The organism is Pseudomonas sp. SWRI22, assembly GCF_014268395.2.
Lineage (GTDB): Bacteria > Pseudomonadota > Gammaproteobacteria > Pseudomonadales > Pseudomonadaceae > Aquipseudomonas > Aquipseudomonas paracarnis.
The window spans coordinates 645,052-660,056 of record NZ_JABWQK020000001.1 but is presented as its reverse complement, the minus strand read 5'-3'; the positions used below and the strand labels follow the sequence as shown (position 1 = coordinate 660,056).

Sequence of the window (15,005 nt, the reverse complement as noted above, 5' to 3'; positions counted from 1 at the left end):
GAATGAGGATAGCCGCCCTGAGTTTTTTTGCAGGCATTTCGTCGGTCGCTGATGATAAAGTGCTGCCCCATGAAACTCGCCCGTGCCGACCGCTCACTCATTGCCTGGACGCTCTACTGCTGCGTCCTGTTCAATGTGTTCGCCTGCAGCATTGGTCATGGGCAGATGGTGGGGATGCAGCTCAACGGCATCAGCGGCCAGTTCTGTACGGTGGACCCACGTACCCAGGCGCCCCTGCCCAGCAATTCTACGGATGAGAGCCTGCCAACGCTGTCGAAGGCGTTTGGTTGCCCGCTGTGTTCTACCGGCGGCATGGGCCCGGCGCTCAACTCCCACCTGAATGTGGCAGTCCTGCCGCAACCCCATGCGCCACCCGCAGCGGTGGTGCTCGCCGCCGACATTCCCGCCCGCTTCACCTGGCCTGCGGCTAATCCGCGCGCGCCACCTGCCTTCGCCTGATCCCTGCGCGTTCTGATCTGCACCGCTTCGTTTCCGTAAGGAGTACGGGGAGCAGTGCGTTGTTTTCGAGCCAAGTTTTCAGGATTCAACCATGAAACATTTACCCCTGTTGGCGGGCCTGTTCGGCTGCCTGCCTGTTTGCGCCTCGGCCCTTGAGTTGGCGCCAACCACCATTGACGGCGAGCAAAGTGCCGAGCCTGGGCTGGCCCTGGACCAATCCAGCGGCATGGCCTCGCGCCTTGGCCTGAGCGTGCGGGAAACCCCGGCGTCGGTGGCCATTGCTAACCGCAACGATATCGAGCGCCACGGCGCCAAGACCTTCCGCGATGCGGCCAATACCCTGCCCGGCGTCAACGCCAGCGCCCCGCCCGGTTTTGGCGGCTTTGTCTCGTACCGAGGGTTTACCAGCAGCCAGATCACCCAGATGTTCAACGGCATCAATGTCGCCACGGGCCTGGCGCGGCCGGTGGATGCGTGGATCTATGACCGCGTCGAACTGGTAGGCGGCCCCTCCTCCTTGATTAACGGCGCAGGCTCAGTGGGTGGCTCGCTGAACTACGTGACCAAGCTGGCAAGCCGCGAGGAACAGGCCATCGAAGGCCAGCTGAACTATGGCAGCTACGACACCGCCGGTATGGCGTTCGGCCTCAACCATGCGCTGACCGAACCCGGCACCGAGGTGCAGCACTACGCCCGCCTGGATGTGAGCCGCAACACCAATCACAGCTACATCGACCGCGACCAGCGCGATGCCTGGAGCGTGGCGTTTTCCCTGCTCAGCGACCTCACCCCGAACCTGTCCCACACCCTGGCCCTGGAGTATCAGGACGAACATGAAGACAGCCCGTATTGGGGCACGCCGGTGCTCAACCCCAAGGCCGGTGAGCTGAAGATCGACAAGCACAACCGCTTCAATAACTACAACGTAGCCGACGGCCGTTATGAGCAACGCACGATCTGGGCACGCTCGATCATCGGCTACCGGATCAACGACAGCACCACACTGAAAAATACCCTCTACCACCTCGACAGCCAGCGCGACTACCGCAACCTGGAGACCTACCAATACAACGCCGACAACAGCGCGGTGAACCGCTCGACGGCCTATCAGGTGCGGCATCAGGGCGAGCAGGACGGCAACCAGTTCGAACTGCGCCATGACACGAGCGTCTTCGGCCTCGCTACCACCTGGTCCGGCGGTTTTGAGTACAAGATCAACAGCACCACTAACAGCCCGTTGAACGTGCCGGGCAAAAGTACCGTAGACCCAAACCACTACGACCCGGGGCACTTCTATGATATTCCCGGTACCCGGCCAGGTTTCGTCAAGGACAAGACCAACCAGGTGACGACCAAAGCACTGTTCGTGGAAAACCGTCTGGGACTGACGGATAAGCTCTCGCTGCTGACCGGCCTGCGCTATGACGCCATTGATCTGGACGTGACCAACCATCGTATGATCACCGCCACCAACCCGCGACACTTCAAGCGCAGTTGGGAGCCGGTAACGGGCCGGGTGGGCCTGACCTATCAGTTCATGCCCTCCGCCAACGTCTATGTGCAATACAGCACCGCCGTCGAACAGCCCAACACCACTACCCAGGTGTTCGACGTGTCCACCGGCAAGCAATGGGAAATCGGCAGCAAGTTCGATTACCTGGAAGGCCGCGGTTCCGCCACGGTCGCCGCGTACAGGATCGAACGCAAGGACTTCGCCGTCACCGACCCGCTGGACCCGACCAGCAGCATCCCGGTGGGCGCGCAGTCGTCCAAGGGCATCGAACTGGCCAGTTCGTTGCGCATCACGCCGAGGCTATTGGCCGAAGGCAACTTCGCCTGGGTGGACGCGCAGTACGATGAGTTCAACGAGAAAATCGCCAGCGGCGCCGTGGTGTCGCGCAAGGGCAATACGCCAACCAACGTGCCCAAGCGCGTGGGCAACCTGTGGTTGACCTATGACTTTGCCGAGGATTGGCAAGGCGGGGTGGATGCGCGCTATGTCGCTCAGGTGTATGCCGACAATGCCAACACCCAGACCGTACCGGCCTATACGCTGTTCGGCACCTTCCTGCGCTATAAGGTGGATGCGCATACCTCGATAACCGGGCGCGTACGCAACCTGACTAACGAGGTGTATGCCGAGTTTGCCCATGTGTCGCCGGCGTATTATCTGGGATCACCGAGGACCTTTGAGCTGGCCGTACAGACCAAGTTCTAACGCTGCAACGACCGTTGACTTGAAATGCAATTGAATGTGGGAGCTGGCTTGCCTGCGATAGCGGTGGGTCAGCATAAAAATATGTTGTCTGACACTCAGTCATCGCAGGCAAGCCAGCTCCCACATCTTGATCTTCACTCGATACAAAGACCGCCGGTTACTGGAGGCTCGCCTCGACCTTCTGCGCCACATCTTCCGTCAACCAGGCCTTCCACACCTGCGGATGTTCCTTGAGAAACGCCTGGGCCACCTCCCGAGGCGCCGTGTGGTGCTCGCTCATCGTCGCCAAGGCTTTGTTAAGCGGCTCGATGGGAAACTCGACCTTCTCGAAGAACTGGGCAATCTGTGGATGTTCCTGCTGGAACGGCGTCGACACGCCAATGCTCAGCTTGGAAGCCAATGAGCGTGTCGGCTTCGGGTTCGGATTGTCTGCGTCTGTCAGGGTCTTCCACGCATCTGCATCAAATGGCGGTTCTTCCAGCTGGATCAATTTATAGCGCCCCATCAACGGGGTCGGCGACCAGTAATAGAACAGCACGGGCTTGCCCCGGCGAATCGACGAGGCAATCTCCGCATCCAGCGCCGCCCCCGAACCGCTGCGGAAGTTCACATAGCTGTCGTCCAGGCCATAAGCCTTGAGCTTCTGTTTGTTGACCACTTCGGAGGTCCAGCCAATGGGGCTGTTCAGAAAACGCCCCTTGCCCGGAGATTCAGGGTCCTTGAACACGTCCTTGTAGCGCGCCAGGTCCTGCACGCTTTTCAGATCTGGAGCCAGGGGTTTTAGCCCTTTGGAGGGGTCACCCTTGACCACGTATTCCGGCACCCACCAGCCTTCGGTCGCACCTTTGACGATATCGCCCAGGCCCGCCACCTTGCCTTCGGCTTCAGCCTTCACCCACACCGGGCTGCGGCCTGCCCATTCCTCGCCGATCACCTGGATGTCATTCTTGGCCAGGGCGGTTTCCAGGGTAATGGTGGTACCAGGCAAGGTGTCAGTGGGCAGGTCATAGCCCTTCTCGACGATAAAACGCAGTACTTCAGTGATCAGGCTGCCGCTTTCCCAGTTCAGGTCGGCAAAATGCACCGGTGCCTGGGCAGCCGATACCGGCAATGACAGACTCAGGGTCGTCAGGCCCGCCGCCAGCAGTGACTTCAATCCTTTCATGCCTGTGCACCTCGCGTTTTCGCAGTCATGGCGAACGGCTTTGCTGCGAATGCGCGAAGCCTCTGAATAGTTAAGTCAACTCAACTGTAGTAGAGGTTCCAAAAGACAAAGATGCACAGCGTATTTATCGCCTACTCGCTGGCCTTGAAGGTCACCAGTTCACCCTTGCGCCATTTGGCGGCTTTGCCAGTCACGGCCTTCAGGGTCTTGGTCAACCCTTCCTGCAATTGCTCATGGGCGGCGAATACCAGCATTACGCTGTGGCCTTCCTTGAACACAATACCCTGGCCTTCGTTCGACGACACAAAGGCATAGTCGCCGAGGCCGTAGACGGTCAACTTGATATCGCGAAACCTCAATTCGAACTTGCCACCTTCGCGGCTGGGTAATACCGCTGCGCGAAAATGGTCACCTACTTTGAGTTCCAGACGTGGCTTGTCGTCCACGACCAGCGCCGTTTCGGTATCGATTTCGGCGATATAAATACCTTCCGGCGTCTGTTCAGTGACATAGACAAACCGAGATTGAAACTGCTTGACCAACTTTGCGCGCAAATCACCCAGCACGAATAACGCGTGCATATCCAGATTACTGACTGCCAAGGAAACGCCCCCACATCAAAAAAGCACTGACCGCCAAAGCGAACAGCACAAAAAATGGCCGTTACGACACGATACAGAGTCATTAAAAAACTGAAGAGAACTCGTAAGGCTAGTACAAACCTCAACGGCGGACCTCATGGGAAGTCAACCGCGATACAGCAAATCACAGGTTCAACGACCCGAGAATACGGGTCTGCCGACTTCAGAGAATAACCCAATTAAAAATGCAGTTTTCCGACACCCCAACACAAAAAAACATCTGGGCATGGAACCAGTCACGAACTACCGACGACAATACTAGAACAGCAACCAGGGTGAAAACCACCCGAAACAACGCAGACAAGCTATCAGGATCGATCGACAGGAGCTGAGCATGCAACGACGTCAACACGACGCTACGTCTTTCCACACTCGTTCACCATGTCCCGACGAACAGCAATACTACTGCCTGCTGAACCTGAATGGGTACTCCAATTCGGTGCTTTACCAAGTTGTACCCGCAGGAAAGAACTTTTTTCATATTCTTGAAGTGCCCAGCGGCAAGATCAAGGGGTTTCGCAGCGATCACATCAAAGCCTGCGAACTGGCCAAGTCCCTTGAAGCCAAGCTATACGCCTCAGGCGGCGGGATCGTTTCGTCGCCTGGATGACTTTACCGCGCCACTGCCCCTCAACAACTGCCATACTGGCCTGTCCATGGAAGTTTGCCCCCCGCGGGTCAGGTTTCATCAACGCAGTTACCTTGAAGGGAAAGCCATACGTGACGGAATTTGATATTGGCGAATTTATTATCCACGGCGATGCGAGGGAAGTAGACGGTGAGTTTCAAGCGGTCATCATCATGCGAGCAAAACCACCGCTGAACAAGGTCACCGCGCACCAGGTGGAGAAAGACCGCTGGTTCAAAACCGCCGACGCAGCGGCCGTGGCTGGCAAAGAGGCGGCCAAGGCACTGAAAACCGCCGTGGATTGCGGCGCGCTCAATACCTGACAATCCGATAGAACTCTGGCGTGCCCTGCCCCTCACATGCATGACGATAAGCCCGCATGGAGAACGCTATGGACACCACCACCCCAACCCTTGAAACCCTGTTCGAACAACTGGGGCTGGATTCCAGCCAGGAAGCCATCGAACGTTTTACCGCCGAACATCGACTGCCCGATGATGTAAAACTCATCGACGCGCCATTCTGGAGCGAACAGCAGGCGAACTTCCTCAGGGAACAATTGCAGGTCGACGCAGAATGGGCTCCCGCAGTGGATGACCTCAATGCGCTGCTGCATGAGCCTCCCCGCGCTTGATCAATGCAGGCTGTCTGACGCTTCCCTGCGCAATAGCGCTTGCCAGGCAGCCTGGCATTCCTGCGCCTCGTCCCGGCTGGCGAATGCAGTGCCGCGCTGCTCACCGTTGAGCAACACCACCCAGCAAGCTCGCTGGCCCAGGGCTCGCAGGGTTTGGGGTACGCCACTGCCGATCATTACGGCCACATCGACTTTGTTTTGCATGGAGCTTCTCCGCAGCATTAGTTAGCTGGCTAACAATGTTGGCCATGCTACGGCTTTATTCCAGTTGGAAAAAGCTATCCACGGAATAGCTTCATTGCATAAACAGCAACAATGCCGATCCAGGGCGGCCAGCTAGAGAGCCGCCCCCTTCACCGCATCAGGCTTGACGCTGGTGCTTGTCGATCTGCTCGTGGCGCTCTTGCGCTTCGATGCAGTACTTGGTGGTAGGACTGATCAGCAGGCGCTTGAGGCCGATAGGCTCGCCGCTGTCGTCACACCAGCCAAAGGAATCTTCCTTGATGCGTTCCAGAGCACGCTCAAGTTGCGGCAGCATGCGCTGGTCGCGGTCAATGGCGTTTACCAGCCAGGTGCGCTCTTCTTCGACAGAAGCCGCGTCAGCCGGGTCGGCCGGGGTGTCCAGGCTCTCAATGGCGATACGGTTCTGCTCAATGCGCTCGTGGTGCTCCACCTTCATGTCTTGCAGCAACTTCTCGAAAAAAGCGTGCTGTTCGGCATTCATGTAGTCATCCGCCGGCATGGCCAGCAACTTTTCCTTTGTCATTGATTTCTCTATAAAAAATACGTGCATTAAGGCGAATTAGGGAGCGTTCCGGCCGACCTGTGCAGGTCTCGGAAGGGCGCCATCCATTCCAAGCGCCACCCGGCACTCAATTTACGAGGGGCGGCAGTCTAAGGCCGACTTGAGGGCGCAGCAACTGAAAAGACAGGCATTTTTTCCCGATCAACCCCCAAAAGCACCAGGACGGGCTTGGCGAACGGTCATCGGAGTGCGTTTATAGCAAGAAATTCAGTGTTGTGGAGCTATATAGAAGACAAACGGTTGTAGGAGCTAGCTTGCTCGCGAAGCACTCAAGGACACCGCGCTCAATCAGATAGCCCGCGTTATCTTTGCAGCTTTCGCGAGCAAGCTCGCTCCTACAGGGTTAGGTACTCAGCGCTTGAGCTTGCGCTTGTTGCGGTATTGATCGATCACCACCGCCACCACAATGATCAGGCCCTTGATGATGTCCTGGATATACGCATCCACCCCGACAAAGGTAAACCCGCTGGCCATGACGCCGAGGATCAGCGCGCCGATCACCGTGCCGGTGATGCGCCCTACTCCACCGGCCAGGCTGGTACCGCCGATCACTGCGGCGGCAATCGCGTCCAGCTCGTAAGACATGCCCATGCCGGCCTGCCCCGTCGCTGCACGTGCCGAGGCCACCACGCCGGCCAGGCCCGCCAGGAGACCGGCGATGCTATAGACGATGATCAGGTGACGCTTGACGTTGATCCCCGAAGTGCGCGCCGCTTGCATGTTGCCGCCGATGGCATAGGTGTACTTGCCATACTTGGTGTAACGCAGGGCAATGTGGAAGATCACCGCCACCACCAGGAAGATAATCACCGGCATCGCGCCATGGCCGATCGCCGTGTAGGAGTCCGAGAGCATGCTCACCGGCTGACCTTCGGTGTAATAGCGCGCCAGGCCACGGGCCGAGACCATCATGCCCAGGGTTGCGATAAACGGCGGAATGCCGGTGACCGCAATAATGCTCCCGTTGATCGCGCCCGCTAAAAGCCCCACGCCCAAACCCATCGCCACCGGGATCCACACCGGCAAGTCGGTGAGGGACGGAAACACCGCCCGGGAAAAGTCGGAGGTCTGCGCCAGGCTGGCGGCGATCATCGCTGACAAGGCCAGCACCGAGCCGGACGACAAGTCGATGCCCGTGGTGATGATCACCTGGGTCACACCGATGGCCAGCAGGCCGATGATCGACACCTGCAGAATCATCAGCACCAGGCGCTGGGAGTTCATCAGAAAGCTCTGGTCGCGCACGATCCAGCCAAACAGTTCAAACACCAGGCCGATACCGATCAGCACCAGGAAGATACTCAGCTCGGTGGGCATGCGTCGACGGTTCTTGACCGGTGCGGTTGCCGGCTTGTTGTCTGTTATTGCGTTCATAACCCATCACCTTCTTATTCTGTAGATCAGTGGACTGCGGTCATCCCGGAAGCCAACTGCATGACTTTTTCCTGGGTCGCCTCGGCGCGATCCAGGGTGCCCATCAGTTCACCTTCGTGCATTACCATCACCCGGTCGCTCATGCCGAGCACTTCGGGCAGTTCGGAAGAAATCATGATCACCGCCATGCCCTCGCTGGCGAGGAAGGCGATCAAGCGATAGATCTCAGCCTTGGCGCCCACATCGATACCACGCGTCGGCTCATCGAGGATCAGCAAGCGTGGGTTGGTCATCAGCCAGCGCGCCAGCAAGGCCTTTTGCTGGTTGCCACCGGACAAGGTGTCGATGCATTGCTCCAGGGACGGGGTTTTCACCCGCAGTTTCTTGCACATGTCTTCACACAGGGCACGCAAGGCTTTCTGCTGGATAAAACCGTTGCCCGAATAGTGCGGCAGCACCGCCATCTCCATGTTCTCCAGCACTGACAGGCACGGGAACAGGCCGCTGAGCTTGCGGTCCTCGGTCAACAGCGCAAAGCCTTTCTCAATGGCCATATGCGGGTCGGTAATGCGCACCGCCTTGCCGTCCAGGGTGATTTGCCCGCTGGAACTTGGGGTGATGCCAAAAATGGTTTCCGCCACATTGGTGCGCCCGGAGCCCATCAGCCCGGCGATACCGAGGATCTCCCCGGCGTGCAGGTCGAACGATACGTCCTTGAACACGCCGTCCAGGCTCAGGTCGCGCACCGACAGTAACAGCTCACCAATAGGCGTTTCGCGCACCGGGAACAGCTGGCTCAATTCACGCCCGACCATCATCGAGATGAGGCTGTCGCTGTTCATGCTGTCGGCCCGTTGCAAGCCGATGTATTGACCGTCGCGGAACACCGCCACTTCATCGGCGATGGCGAACACTTCGTTCATCTTGTGGGTGATATAGACGATGCCTTTGCCCTGGGACTTGAGGTCGGCAATGATCGAAAACAGGTGGGCCACTTCCTTGTCGGTAATGGCCGAGGTGGGTTCATCCATGATCAGGATGTCGGAGTCGTAGGACACTGCCTTGGCAATCTCGACCATCTGCCGTTCGGCAATGCTCAGGTTGCCGACCTGTTCTTCGGGGTCGAGGTTGATGCGCAGGCGCGCCAGCAACTCGGCGGTGCAGCGGTGCATTTCGCGGTGGTTGACCATGTGCAGGCTGTTGAGCTGTTCGCGGCCTATCCAGATGTTCTCGGCGATGCTCATATGGGGCATCAGGTTGAGTTCCTGGTGGATCATCGCGATCCCGGCCTTTTGCGCGGCCAGCGGCGTTTCAAAGGTGATCGGCTTGCCACGCAGGCGAATTTCGCCGGCGTCGGGCTGGTAGATGCCGGCGATGATCTTCATCAGCGTCGACTTGCCCGCACCGTTCTCGCCCATCAACGCCAGCACCGTGCCGGGGCGCACCCGCAGTTGCACATCGTCCAGGGCCACGACACCGGGAAAGCCTTTGCTGATGTTGAGGATTTCCAGCAGGTAGGGTTCGTCCAGCGCCAGCGCCGGGTGGGCGGCGGGCTGAGACGTGGCGGCTTGAGCAAGCATAGGGAGGTACTCCATCTGCAGGGCGGCCGTGACCGCCCTGCCAGCTTTTGTTGTTATGTCGGGGCTACTTGAAGTCTTTGACGTTGTCCGGGGTGATCAACTGGAACGGGATCACCACGTTCTGCTCGACCGGCTCCTTCTTGGCCATCTTGCGCGCTGCCTCTACCGAACCTACCGCCTGGCCCTTGGCGTCCTGGAAGGCCGACACGGTCATGTCGCCCTTGGTGATCGCGTTCAAGCCATCGGGCGTGCCGTCGACACCGGCAATCAACACGCTGCCTTTTTCCTTGCCGGCCGATCTCAGGGCCATGGACGCCCCGATCGCCATCTCATCGTTGTTGGCCAGCACCGCATTGAACTCCCGGCCCTGGGTCAGCCAGTCGTTGACCAGGGTCATGCCCCTGTCACGCAACCAAATGCCGGTCTGTTCCTGCTCGATCTTGATGTCCGGGTACTTGGCCAGCACTTCCTTCACGCCCTTGGTGCGGTTGGTGGTGGAGTTGTTCGCCAGGTCACCCAAAAGGATCACGACCTTGCCCTTGCCGCCAAGTTTTTCGGCGATGTATTGCATTTGCAGGCGGCCGGCCTCGACGTCATCGGAGGTCACGGCCACCACGTCCTTGGGCAGGTCTTTCTGGTCGGGGCGGCGGTTGACGAACACCAGCGGGATACCCGCCTTTGTGGCGGCACTGATGATGTTCTTGGTCGACGCGGTATCGACCGGGTTGACGATAATCGCGTCGACCTTCTGGCTGATGAAGTTCTCGACCTGGCTCAACTGCTTGACCACATCGGCGCGGGCATCTTCGAACTGCAGTTGCACGCCATCGCCTTTTGGATAGGACTTGGCTTGCTTGTCCATGTCCTCGCGCAGGTAAGTGAGGAAGGTGTCATCGAACGCGGACATCGTCACGCCCACCTTGAGATCGGCGGCGCCGGCCACACCACTGGCCAGTAGCATGGAAAAGGCCAGGGCGGTAAAACGGATCGGGGTCTTCATGAACGGTCTGTCTCCACTTTCTTGTTGGTTTTTTTTCGACGTTGCGTTGATCAGGACTCGGCTGTCAGTCGCACCACCGGCGCACCTGGAATGCAGCACACCAGCGCGCCCTGGTTTTCGACGCACAGCACATTCAGGAAGGAGAAGTAGAACGGCCGAGCGCGGGGCAGTCCGCGTGGCGCTTGGAAGGGGCGTAAAACTCGCAGTACAGCGTTGAAGATTTTCATCTGACGGTACCTGGTTGTTTTTGATCTTGTTTTTGTTGAGTCGCCCGTAGGTTCCGGGACGTACTTTATGCAACCTGGAAAAGACTGTATTAGAAAATAATTTCCATATCAACCTGTTTTAGAATTTTATTCTATTTTCGTCGAAACCACCTGCTGGCGCTCGGCACTCAGGCGCGCGGCGTCCAATATACGGGTGGTTTCCAGGGCGTCATAGGCATTGACCGGTAGCGGTCCCTGCCCCACCACGGCCGCTTGCAACTGCCGATAGAATTGGGGCCAGCAGCCCTTCTCCGACGGCACCCGCTCACGCTCCGGCCCTTGCTCAAACCAGCCCCAGCGTCGATGTTCCTCGGCGCCCCAGTGTTCACCTTCGGTTTTCGGTGACTTGCCGGCCAGCAGCGCTTCTTCCTGGCCATCCAATCCGTCGACGGTGTAGCAGCCCAGGCTGCCACTGACGCGAAATCGCGGTGCCTGGCTGTTCTGCAACGCGTTGCCCCACAGGTGCGAAATCACGCCATTGGCATGGGTGAGGGAGACAAAGAAGCCGTGGTCCACCGTGGGATGTTCTGGTGTGTAGTGCAATTGAGCGAACACCCGCTCCACCGGGCCGAACAGTTGCAACGCCTGGTCCACCAGATGGCTGCCCAGGTCACGCAGCCATCCTCCACCGCTGGCATTGCCCACGGCCTGCGGACTGTAACGTTCCACGCGGGATTCAAAGCGGGTGATGGTGCCCAGGGCGCCAGCGTCGATCAGTTTGCGCAGGGTCAGGTAATCCGAATCCCAGCGCCGATTCTGGTAGACGCTGAGCAGCGAGCCCTGGCGCTCGGCAGCGGTAATCAGGGCCTGGGCTTGTTCGGCGTTGGCGGCAAAGGGTTTATCGCTGACCACCGCTACCCCGTGCTCGATGGCTTCCAGCACCAGGGCCGGGCGACCTTTGAGGGTGGTGGAAATCACCAGGGCATCGACGCCGGCTTCGACGATCTGGCCGATGGAGTCGAAGGCTTTGACACCCGGAAGATCAGTACTCAGTTGCTTGCGACGTTCGGGTGAACGCGTCACCACGCCGACAAAGGTGGCGCCAGGCAGGGTGGCGATCAACGGCGCATGAAAAAAGCGCCCACCGTGGCCGTAGCCCACTAGTCCGATTCGCATGCTCAACTCCAGAATTGATTTGGGAACCCAAGCAACTGTGGGAGCTGGCTTGCCTGCGATAGCAGTGTGTCAGGCACTGAATCTGCCACTGATAGACCGCTATCGCAGGCAAGCCAGCTCCCACAGTGTTAACCACATTTCTTCAGTGAGTTAGCCGTAGAAGTGTGGGCGATCCGGCAGGCTGACTTTCACAATCTGCCCACTGCCCTGGGCTTCAATACACGCATCCGCCGCCACCGCCGCCGCAAACCCATCCCAGGCCGACGGCCCGCCGACCTGCCCGGCCAGCGCGCTGTCGATAAATGCCTGCAACTCCACGTCATAAGCACCGATAAACCTATCCTTCCAATCCATCAGGATCGCGTTGGACAGCTTCGCGTCGCTGCGCAGTTGCACCTGAGATGGTTCCGGCAACCTGGCGATACCGCTCTCCCCCACCACTTCACACTGGATGTCGTAGCCGTATTGGCAGTTCACAAACACTTCAACGTCGATACGCGTGCCTTTGGCAGTTTCCAGCAGCACGATCTGCGGGTCGCGCAGGTGCGCCAGCGCCTTGCTGGTCTTGCGCGGGAACACCACCTGCACGGACACGTAGTCGTCGTTGAGCAGCCAACGCAGCACGTCCAGCTCATGGATCAGGGTGTCGGTGATCGCCATGCCGGTGTTGTAGTTCTCGCCCACCGTGGGGTTACGGTGCGCGCAGTGCAGCATTAACGGCTCGCCGATCTGGCCACTGTCGATCACAGACTTGAGGGCACGATAGCCTTGGTCGTACGGGCGCATGAAACCCACCTGGACCAGGCGCTTACCGTGTGCCACTTCGGCCTCGACAATGTTGCGGCAGCCCTGGGCCGTCACCGCCAGCGGTTTTTCACAGAACACCGGTTTGCCGGCAGCAATCGCGGCCAGCACAAACTCTTCGTGGCTCGGCCCCCAGGACGTCACCAGTACCGCTTCGACCTCTGGCGCGTTGATCAACGCATGGCCGTCCGAGTACACCTCGGCGTCCAGCTTCAAGTCCGCCACCACCTGGGCCGCCTGCTCAAGGTTGATATCGGTGACGGCCACCACCTGGCTGTTGAGCAAGGCCTGGCTGCAACGACGAATATGGTCCCGGCCAATGGCGCCCGTACCAATCACTCCAAGTTTCAAAGACATGCAAACACTCCTCTTGTTGTTAGTACTGCCGGGCCTGGGCCAGGTGTTCATTGAGTTTTTTTGCCGCTGCATTCGTACGTTCACTGGTGGACACTTGCGCCACACCCACCCGCCACCACGACAGGTAGCCGTGGATCATGGTCTTGGGCAGCACCTTGATATCGATCAGCGTGGAGACGCTTTGCGTGCGGGCATCGGCCAACGCCGCTTCCAGCTGTTCCAGCGTGCTGACCTTGTAGGTCTTGCAACCGTAGGCCGCTGCGCTCATGGCGAAGTCCACCGGCACCAGGCCACCGTCGAGCTTGCCGCTCTCGGGGTTGCGGTAGCGGAACTCGGTGCCGAAGCTGTCCATGCCATTGCCAATCTGCAGGTTGTTGATGCAACCGAACGCCATGTTGTCCAACAACACCACGTTGATCTTGCGGCGCTCCTGGATCGAAGTGGCCAGCTCCGAGTGCAGCATCATGTAGGAGCCATCGCCGACCAGGGCGTACACCTCCTTGCTCGGCTCGGCCAGCTTCACGCCCAGGGCGGCATTGATCTCGTAGCCCATGCATGAATAGCCATACTCGACGTGGTAGGTGTTGACGCCCTTGCTGCGCCAGGCACGCTGCAAATCGCCGGGCAGGCTGCCAGCGGCGGCCACGATGATTGCGTCATCGGCCAGGCGTGCATTGAGCACGCCGAGCACAGCGCTCTGGGTCAGGCACGAACCGGTCAGCTCGATGAATTCCCGCAGCACGGCACGGTCCAGGTGGTCGTCGACTTCGGGGACAAACTCATCGCCCTGATAGTGCACCTGATGCACGCGGTCCACTTCAGCGTCGAATTGCGCCTTGGCGTCGGCGATCTGCTCGCCCCAGCCCGAACGGTAATCGCCCAGGGCATCGGCCAGTGCTTCAAGGGCGACTTTTGCATCGGCCAGCACTTGCACGCCGTCCAGCTTCAACGCATCGCAGGGGCTGATATTGAGGTTGAGAAACTTCACCTCGGGGTGCTTGAACAGCGATTTTGACGAGGTGGTGAAGTCGGTATAACGGGTGCCGACACCGATGATCAAGTCCGCCTCCGGCGCCAGCAGGTTAGCCGCCAGGCAGCCGGTTTCGCCGATGCCGCCGACGTTCAGCGGATGGCTGGACACCACGGCGCTCTTGCCCGCCTGGGTTTCCGCGAAAGGAATATCGAAACGCTCGGCAAAGGCTTGCAGTGCCTGGTTGGCGCCGGAGTATTTGACCCCGCCGCCGCAAATGATCAGCGGCTTGCGCTTGCCGCGAAACGCAGCCAGCGCGTCGCCGATCATGGCGCTGGTGGCCGGGCGTCGGTCGATGCGGTGCACGCGTTTTTGCAGGAAATAGTCGGGGTAGTCCCAGGCTTCGGCTTGTACATCCTGGGGCAAGGCCAGTGTCACCGCGCCGGTTTCAGCCGGGTCGGTCAGCACGCGCATGGCATGGATCGCCGCGGTCATCAGTTGCTCGGGGCGGTTGATGCGGTCCCAGTATTTGCTCACGGAGCGGAAGGCATCGTTGGTGCTGATGCTCAGGTCGTGGAACTGCTCGATCTGCTGCAACACCGGGTCGGGCTGACGGCTGGCATAGACATCGCCGGGCAACAACAGCAACGGGATGCGGTTGGCGGTGGCAGTCGCTGCGGCGGTGAGCATATTGGCCGCACCCGGCCCGACCGAGGCCGTGCACGCATACATCTTGCGGCGCAGGTGCTGCTTGGCGAACCCGACGGCAGCGTGGGCCATGCCTTGCTCATTGCGGCCCTGATGCACCACCAGGTCGCCGCTGTCCTGCTCCAGAGCCTGACCGAGGCCCAACACATTGCCATGCCCGAAAATAGTGAAGACCCCGGCGACAAACTTGCTCTGTACGCCGTCGACTTCGATGTATTGGTTGTCCAGGAACTTCACCAGGGCCTGGGCCATGGTCAATCTTGTTGTGGTCATCACTTGC

The 15,005-nt window shown here is 59.3% G+C and carries 16 protein-coding genes; 5 read left to right on the top strand and 11 right to left on the bottom strand.

What is annotated here, in order from left to right:
* Positions 1–69 precede the first annotated feature (69 nt).
* Both HU730_RS02795 and HU730_RS02790 read left to right on the top strand, forming a co-directional pair.
* Positions 70–459: a DUF2946 domain-containing protein gene (locus tag HU730_RS02795; RefSeq protein ID WP_034125684.1), complete on the top strand. Its 390-nt coding sequence runs from the start codon at positions 70–72 to the stop codon at positions 457–459.
* 91 nt (positions 460–550) lie between these two features.
* Entirely contained in the window at positions 551–2,677 is a 2,127-nt protein-coding gene (locus HU730_RS02790) for a TonB-dependent receptor (protein WP_186526830.1), read from the top strand.
* 157 nt (positions 2,678–2,834) lie between these two features.
* Here HU730_RS02790 and HU730_RS02785 read toward each other — a convergent pair whose 3' ends face one another.
* Both HU730_RS02785 and HU730_RS02780 read right to left on the bottom strand, forming a co-directional pair.
* Positions 2,835–3,842: an ABC transporter substrate-binding protein gene (locus HU730_RS02785; protein WP_186526831.1), complete on the bottom strand. Its 1,008-nt coding sequence runs from the start codon at positions 3,840–3,842 to the stop codon at positions 2,835–2,837.
* 131 nt (positions 3,843–3,973) lie between these two features.
* Positions 3,974–4,423 (bottom strand): hypothetical protein, encoded by a 450-nt coding sequence (locus tag HU730_RS02780; RefSeq protein ID WP_052199932.1) that lies wholly within the window; start codon positions 4,421–4,423, stop codon positions 3,974–3,976.
* Positions 4,424–4,817: 394 nt separating this feature from the next.
* Here HU730_RS02780 and HU730_RS02775 point away from each other — a divergent pair, with 394 nt between their 5' ends.
* The 3 genes from HU730_RS02775 to HU730_RS02765 all read left to right on the top strand — a co-directional run bounded on the left by HU730_RS02775 (position 4,818) and on the right by HU730_RS02765 (position 5,745).
* Positions 4,818–5,093 (top strand): hypothetical protein, encoded by a 276-nt coding sequence (locus HU730_RS02775; RefSeq protein ID WP_032872432.1) that lies wholly within the window; start codon positions 4,818–4,820, stop codon positions 5,091–5,093.
* Between the two features lie 110 nt (positions 5,094–5,203).
* Complete coding sequence (locus HU730_RS02770; RefSeq protein WP_034125688.1) at positions 5,204–5,434, top strand: hypothetical protein; 231 nt, start codon at positions 5,204–5,206, stop codon at positions 5,432–5,434.
* Positions 5,435–5,502: 68 nt separating this feature from the next.
* Positions 5,503–5,745: a DUF2789 domain-containing protein gene (locus HU730_RS02765; RefSeq protein WP_034125689.1), complete on the top strand. Its 243-nt coding sequence runs from the start codon at positions 5,503–5,505 to the stop codon at positions 5,743–5,745.
* Here the strand turns inward: HU730_RS02765 and HU730_RS02760 are convergent, their stop codons facing one another.
* The 9 genes from HU730_RS02760 to iolD form a co-directional block, all read right to left on the bottom strand.
* Positions 5,746–5,949 (bottom strand): hypothetical protein, encoded by a 204-nt coding sequence (locus HU730_RS02760; RefSeq protein ID WP_034125690.1) that lies wholly within the window; start codon positions 5,947–5,949, stop codon positions 5,746–5,748.
* A 157-nt stretch (positions 5,950–6,106) separates the two neighbouring features.
* Positions 6,107–6,511, bottom strand: coding sequence for a TraR/DksA C4-type zinc finger protein (locus HU730_RS02755; RefSeq protein WP_003191666.1), 405 nt, complete (start codon positions 6,509–6,511; stop codon positions 6,107–6,109).
* Positions 6,512–6,901: 390 nt separating this feature from the next.
* A complete protein-coding gene (locus HU730_RS02750) occupies positions 6,902–7,924 on the bottom strand; it encodes an ABC transporter permease (RefSeq protein WP_003191668.1) in 1,023 nt (340 codons plus the stop codon).
* Positions 7,925–7,950: 26 nt separating this feature from the next.
* Positions 7,951–9,504 (bottom strand): sugar ABC transporter ATP-binding protein, encoded by a 1,554-nt coding sequence (locus tag HU730_RS02745; protein ID WP_034125691.1) that lies wholly within the window; start codon positions 9,502–9,504, stop codon positions 7,951–7,953.
* Between the two features lie 64 nt (positions 9,505–9,568).
* On the bottom strand, positions 9,569–10,504 hold the full coding sequence (locus tag HU730_RS02740) for a sugar ABC transporter substrate-binding protein (RefSeq protein WP_186526832.1): 936 nt from the start codon (positions 10,502–10,504) through the stop codon (positions 9,569–9,571).
* A 50-nt stretch (positions 10,505–10,554) separates the two neighbouring features.
* The gene (locus tag HU730_RS02735; RefSeq protein ID WP_186526833.1) at positions 10,555–10,731 is read right to left on the bottom strand and encodes a hypothetical protein; all 177 of its coding nucleotides are present in this window, start codon (positions 10,729–10,731) and stop codon (positions 10,555–10,557) included.
* Positions 10,732–10,857: 126 nt separating this feature from the next.
* Positions 10,858–11,886 (bottom strand): Gfo/Idh/MocA family oxidoreductase, encoded by a 1,029-nt coding sequence (locus tag HU730_RS02730; protein WP_054897784.1) that lies wholly within the window; start codon positions 11,884–11,886, stop codon positions 10,858–10,860.
* Between the two features lie 150 nt (positions 11,887–12,036).
* Positions 12,037–13,047, bottom strand: coding sequence for a Gfo/Idh/MocA family oxidoreductase (locus HU730_RS02725; protein WP_186526834.1), 1,011 nt, complete (start codon positions 13,045–13,047; stop codon positions 12,037–12,039).
* 19 nt (positions 13,048–13,066) lie between these two features.
* On the bottom strand, positions 13,067–14,998 hold the full coding sequence (gene iolD, locus HU730_RS02720; RefSeq protein ID WP_186526835.1) for a 3D-(3,5/4)-trihydroxycyclohexane-1,2-dione acylhydrolase (decyclizing): 1,932 nt from the start codon (positions 14,996–14,998) through the stop codon (positions 13,067–13,069).
* Between the last annotated feature and the right edge of the window lie 7 nt (positions 14,999–15,005).

Bases quoted from the DNA above. Each gene is read 5' to 3' on its own strand.
- HU730_RS02795 (WP_034125684.1), top strand. From the start codon at position 70: ATGAAACTCGCCCGTGCCGACCGCTCACTCATTGCCTGGACGCTCTAC.
- HU730_RS02790 (WP_186526830.1), top strand. From the start codon at position 551: ATGAAACATTTACCCCTGTTGGCGGGCCTGTTCGGCTGCCTGCCTGTT.
- HU730_RS02785 (WP_186526831.1), bottom strand. From the start codon at position 3,842: ATGAAAGGATTGAAGTCACTGCTGGCGGCGGGCCTGACGACCCTGAGT.
- HU730_RS02780 (WP_052199932.1), bottom strand. From the start codon at position 4,423: ATGCACGCGTTATTCGTGCTGGGTGATTTGCGCGCAAAGTTGGTCAAG.
- HU730_RS02775 (WP_032872432.1), top strand. From the start codon at position 4,818: ATGCAACGACGTCAACACGACGCTACGTCTTTCCACACTCGTTCACCA.
- HU730_RS02765 (WP_034125689.1), top strand. From the start codon at position 5,503: ATGGACACCACCACCCCAACCCTTGAAACCCTGTTCGAACAACTGGGG.
- HU730_RS02760 (WP_034125690.1), bottom strand. From the start codon at position 5,949: ATGCAAAACAAAGTCGATGTGGCCGTAATGATCGGCAGTGGCGTACCC.
- HU730_RS02755 (WP_003191666.1), bottom strand. From the start codon at position 6,511: ATGACAAAGGAAAAGTTGCTGGCCATGCCGGCGGATGACTACATGAAT.
- HU730_RS02750 (WP_003191668.1), bottom strand. From the start codon at position 7,924: ATGAACGCAATAACAGACAACAAGCCGGCAACCGCACCGGTCAAGAAC.
- HU730_RS02745 (WP_034125691.1), bottom strand. From the start codon at position 9,504: ATGCTTGCTCAAGCCGCCACGTCTCAGCCCGCCGCCCACCCGGCGCTG.
- HU730_RS02740 (WP_186526832.1), bottom strand. From the start codon at position 10,504: ATGAAGACCCCGATCCGTTTTACCGCCCTGGCCTTTTCCATGCTACTG.
- HU730_RS02735 (WP_186526833.1), bottom strand. From the start codon at position 10,731: ATGAAAATCTTCAACGCTGTACTGCGAGTTTTACGCCCCTTCCAAGCG.
- HU730_RS02730 (WP_054897784.1), bottom strand. From the start codon at position 11,886: ATGCGAATCGGACTAGTGGGCTACGGCCACGGTGGGCGCTTTTTTCAT.
- HU730_RS02725 (WP_186526834.1), bottom strand. From the start codon at position 13,047: ATGTCTTTGAAACTTGGAGTGATTGGTACGGGCGCCATTGGCCGGGAC.
- iolD (WP_186526835.1), bottom strand. From the start codon at position 14,998: ATGACCACAACAAGATTGACCATGGCCCAGGCCCTGGTGAAGTTCCTG.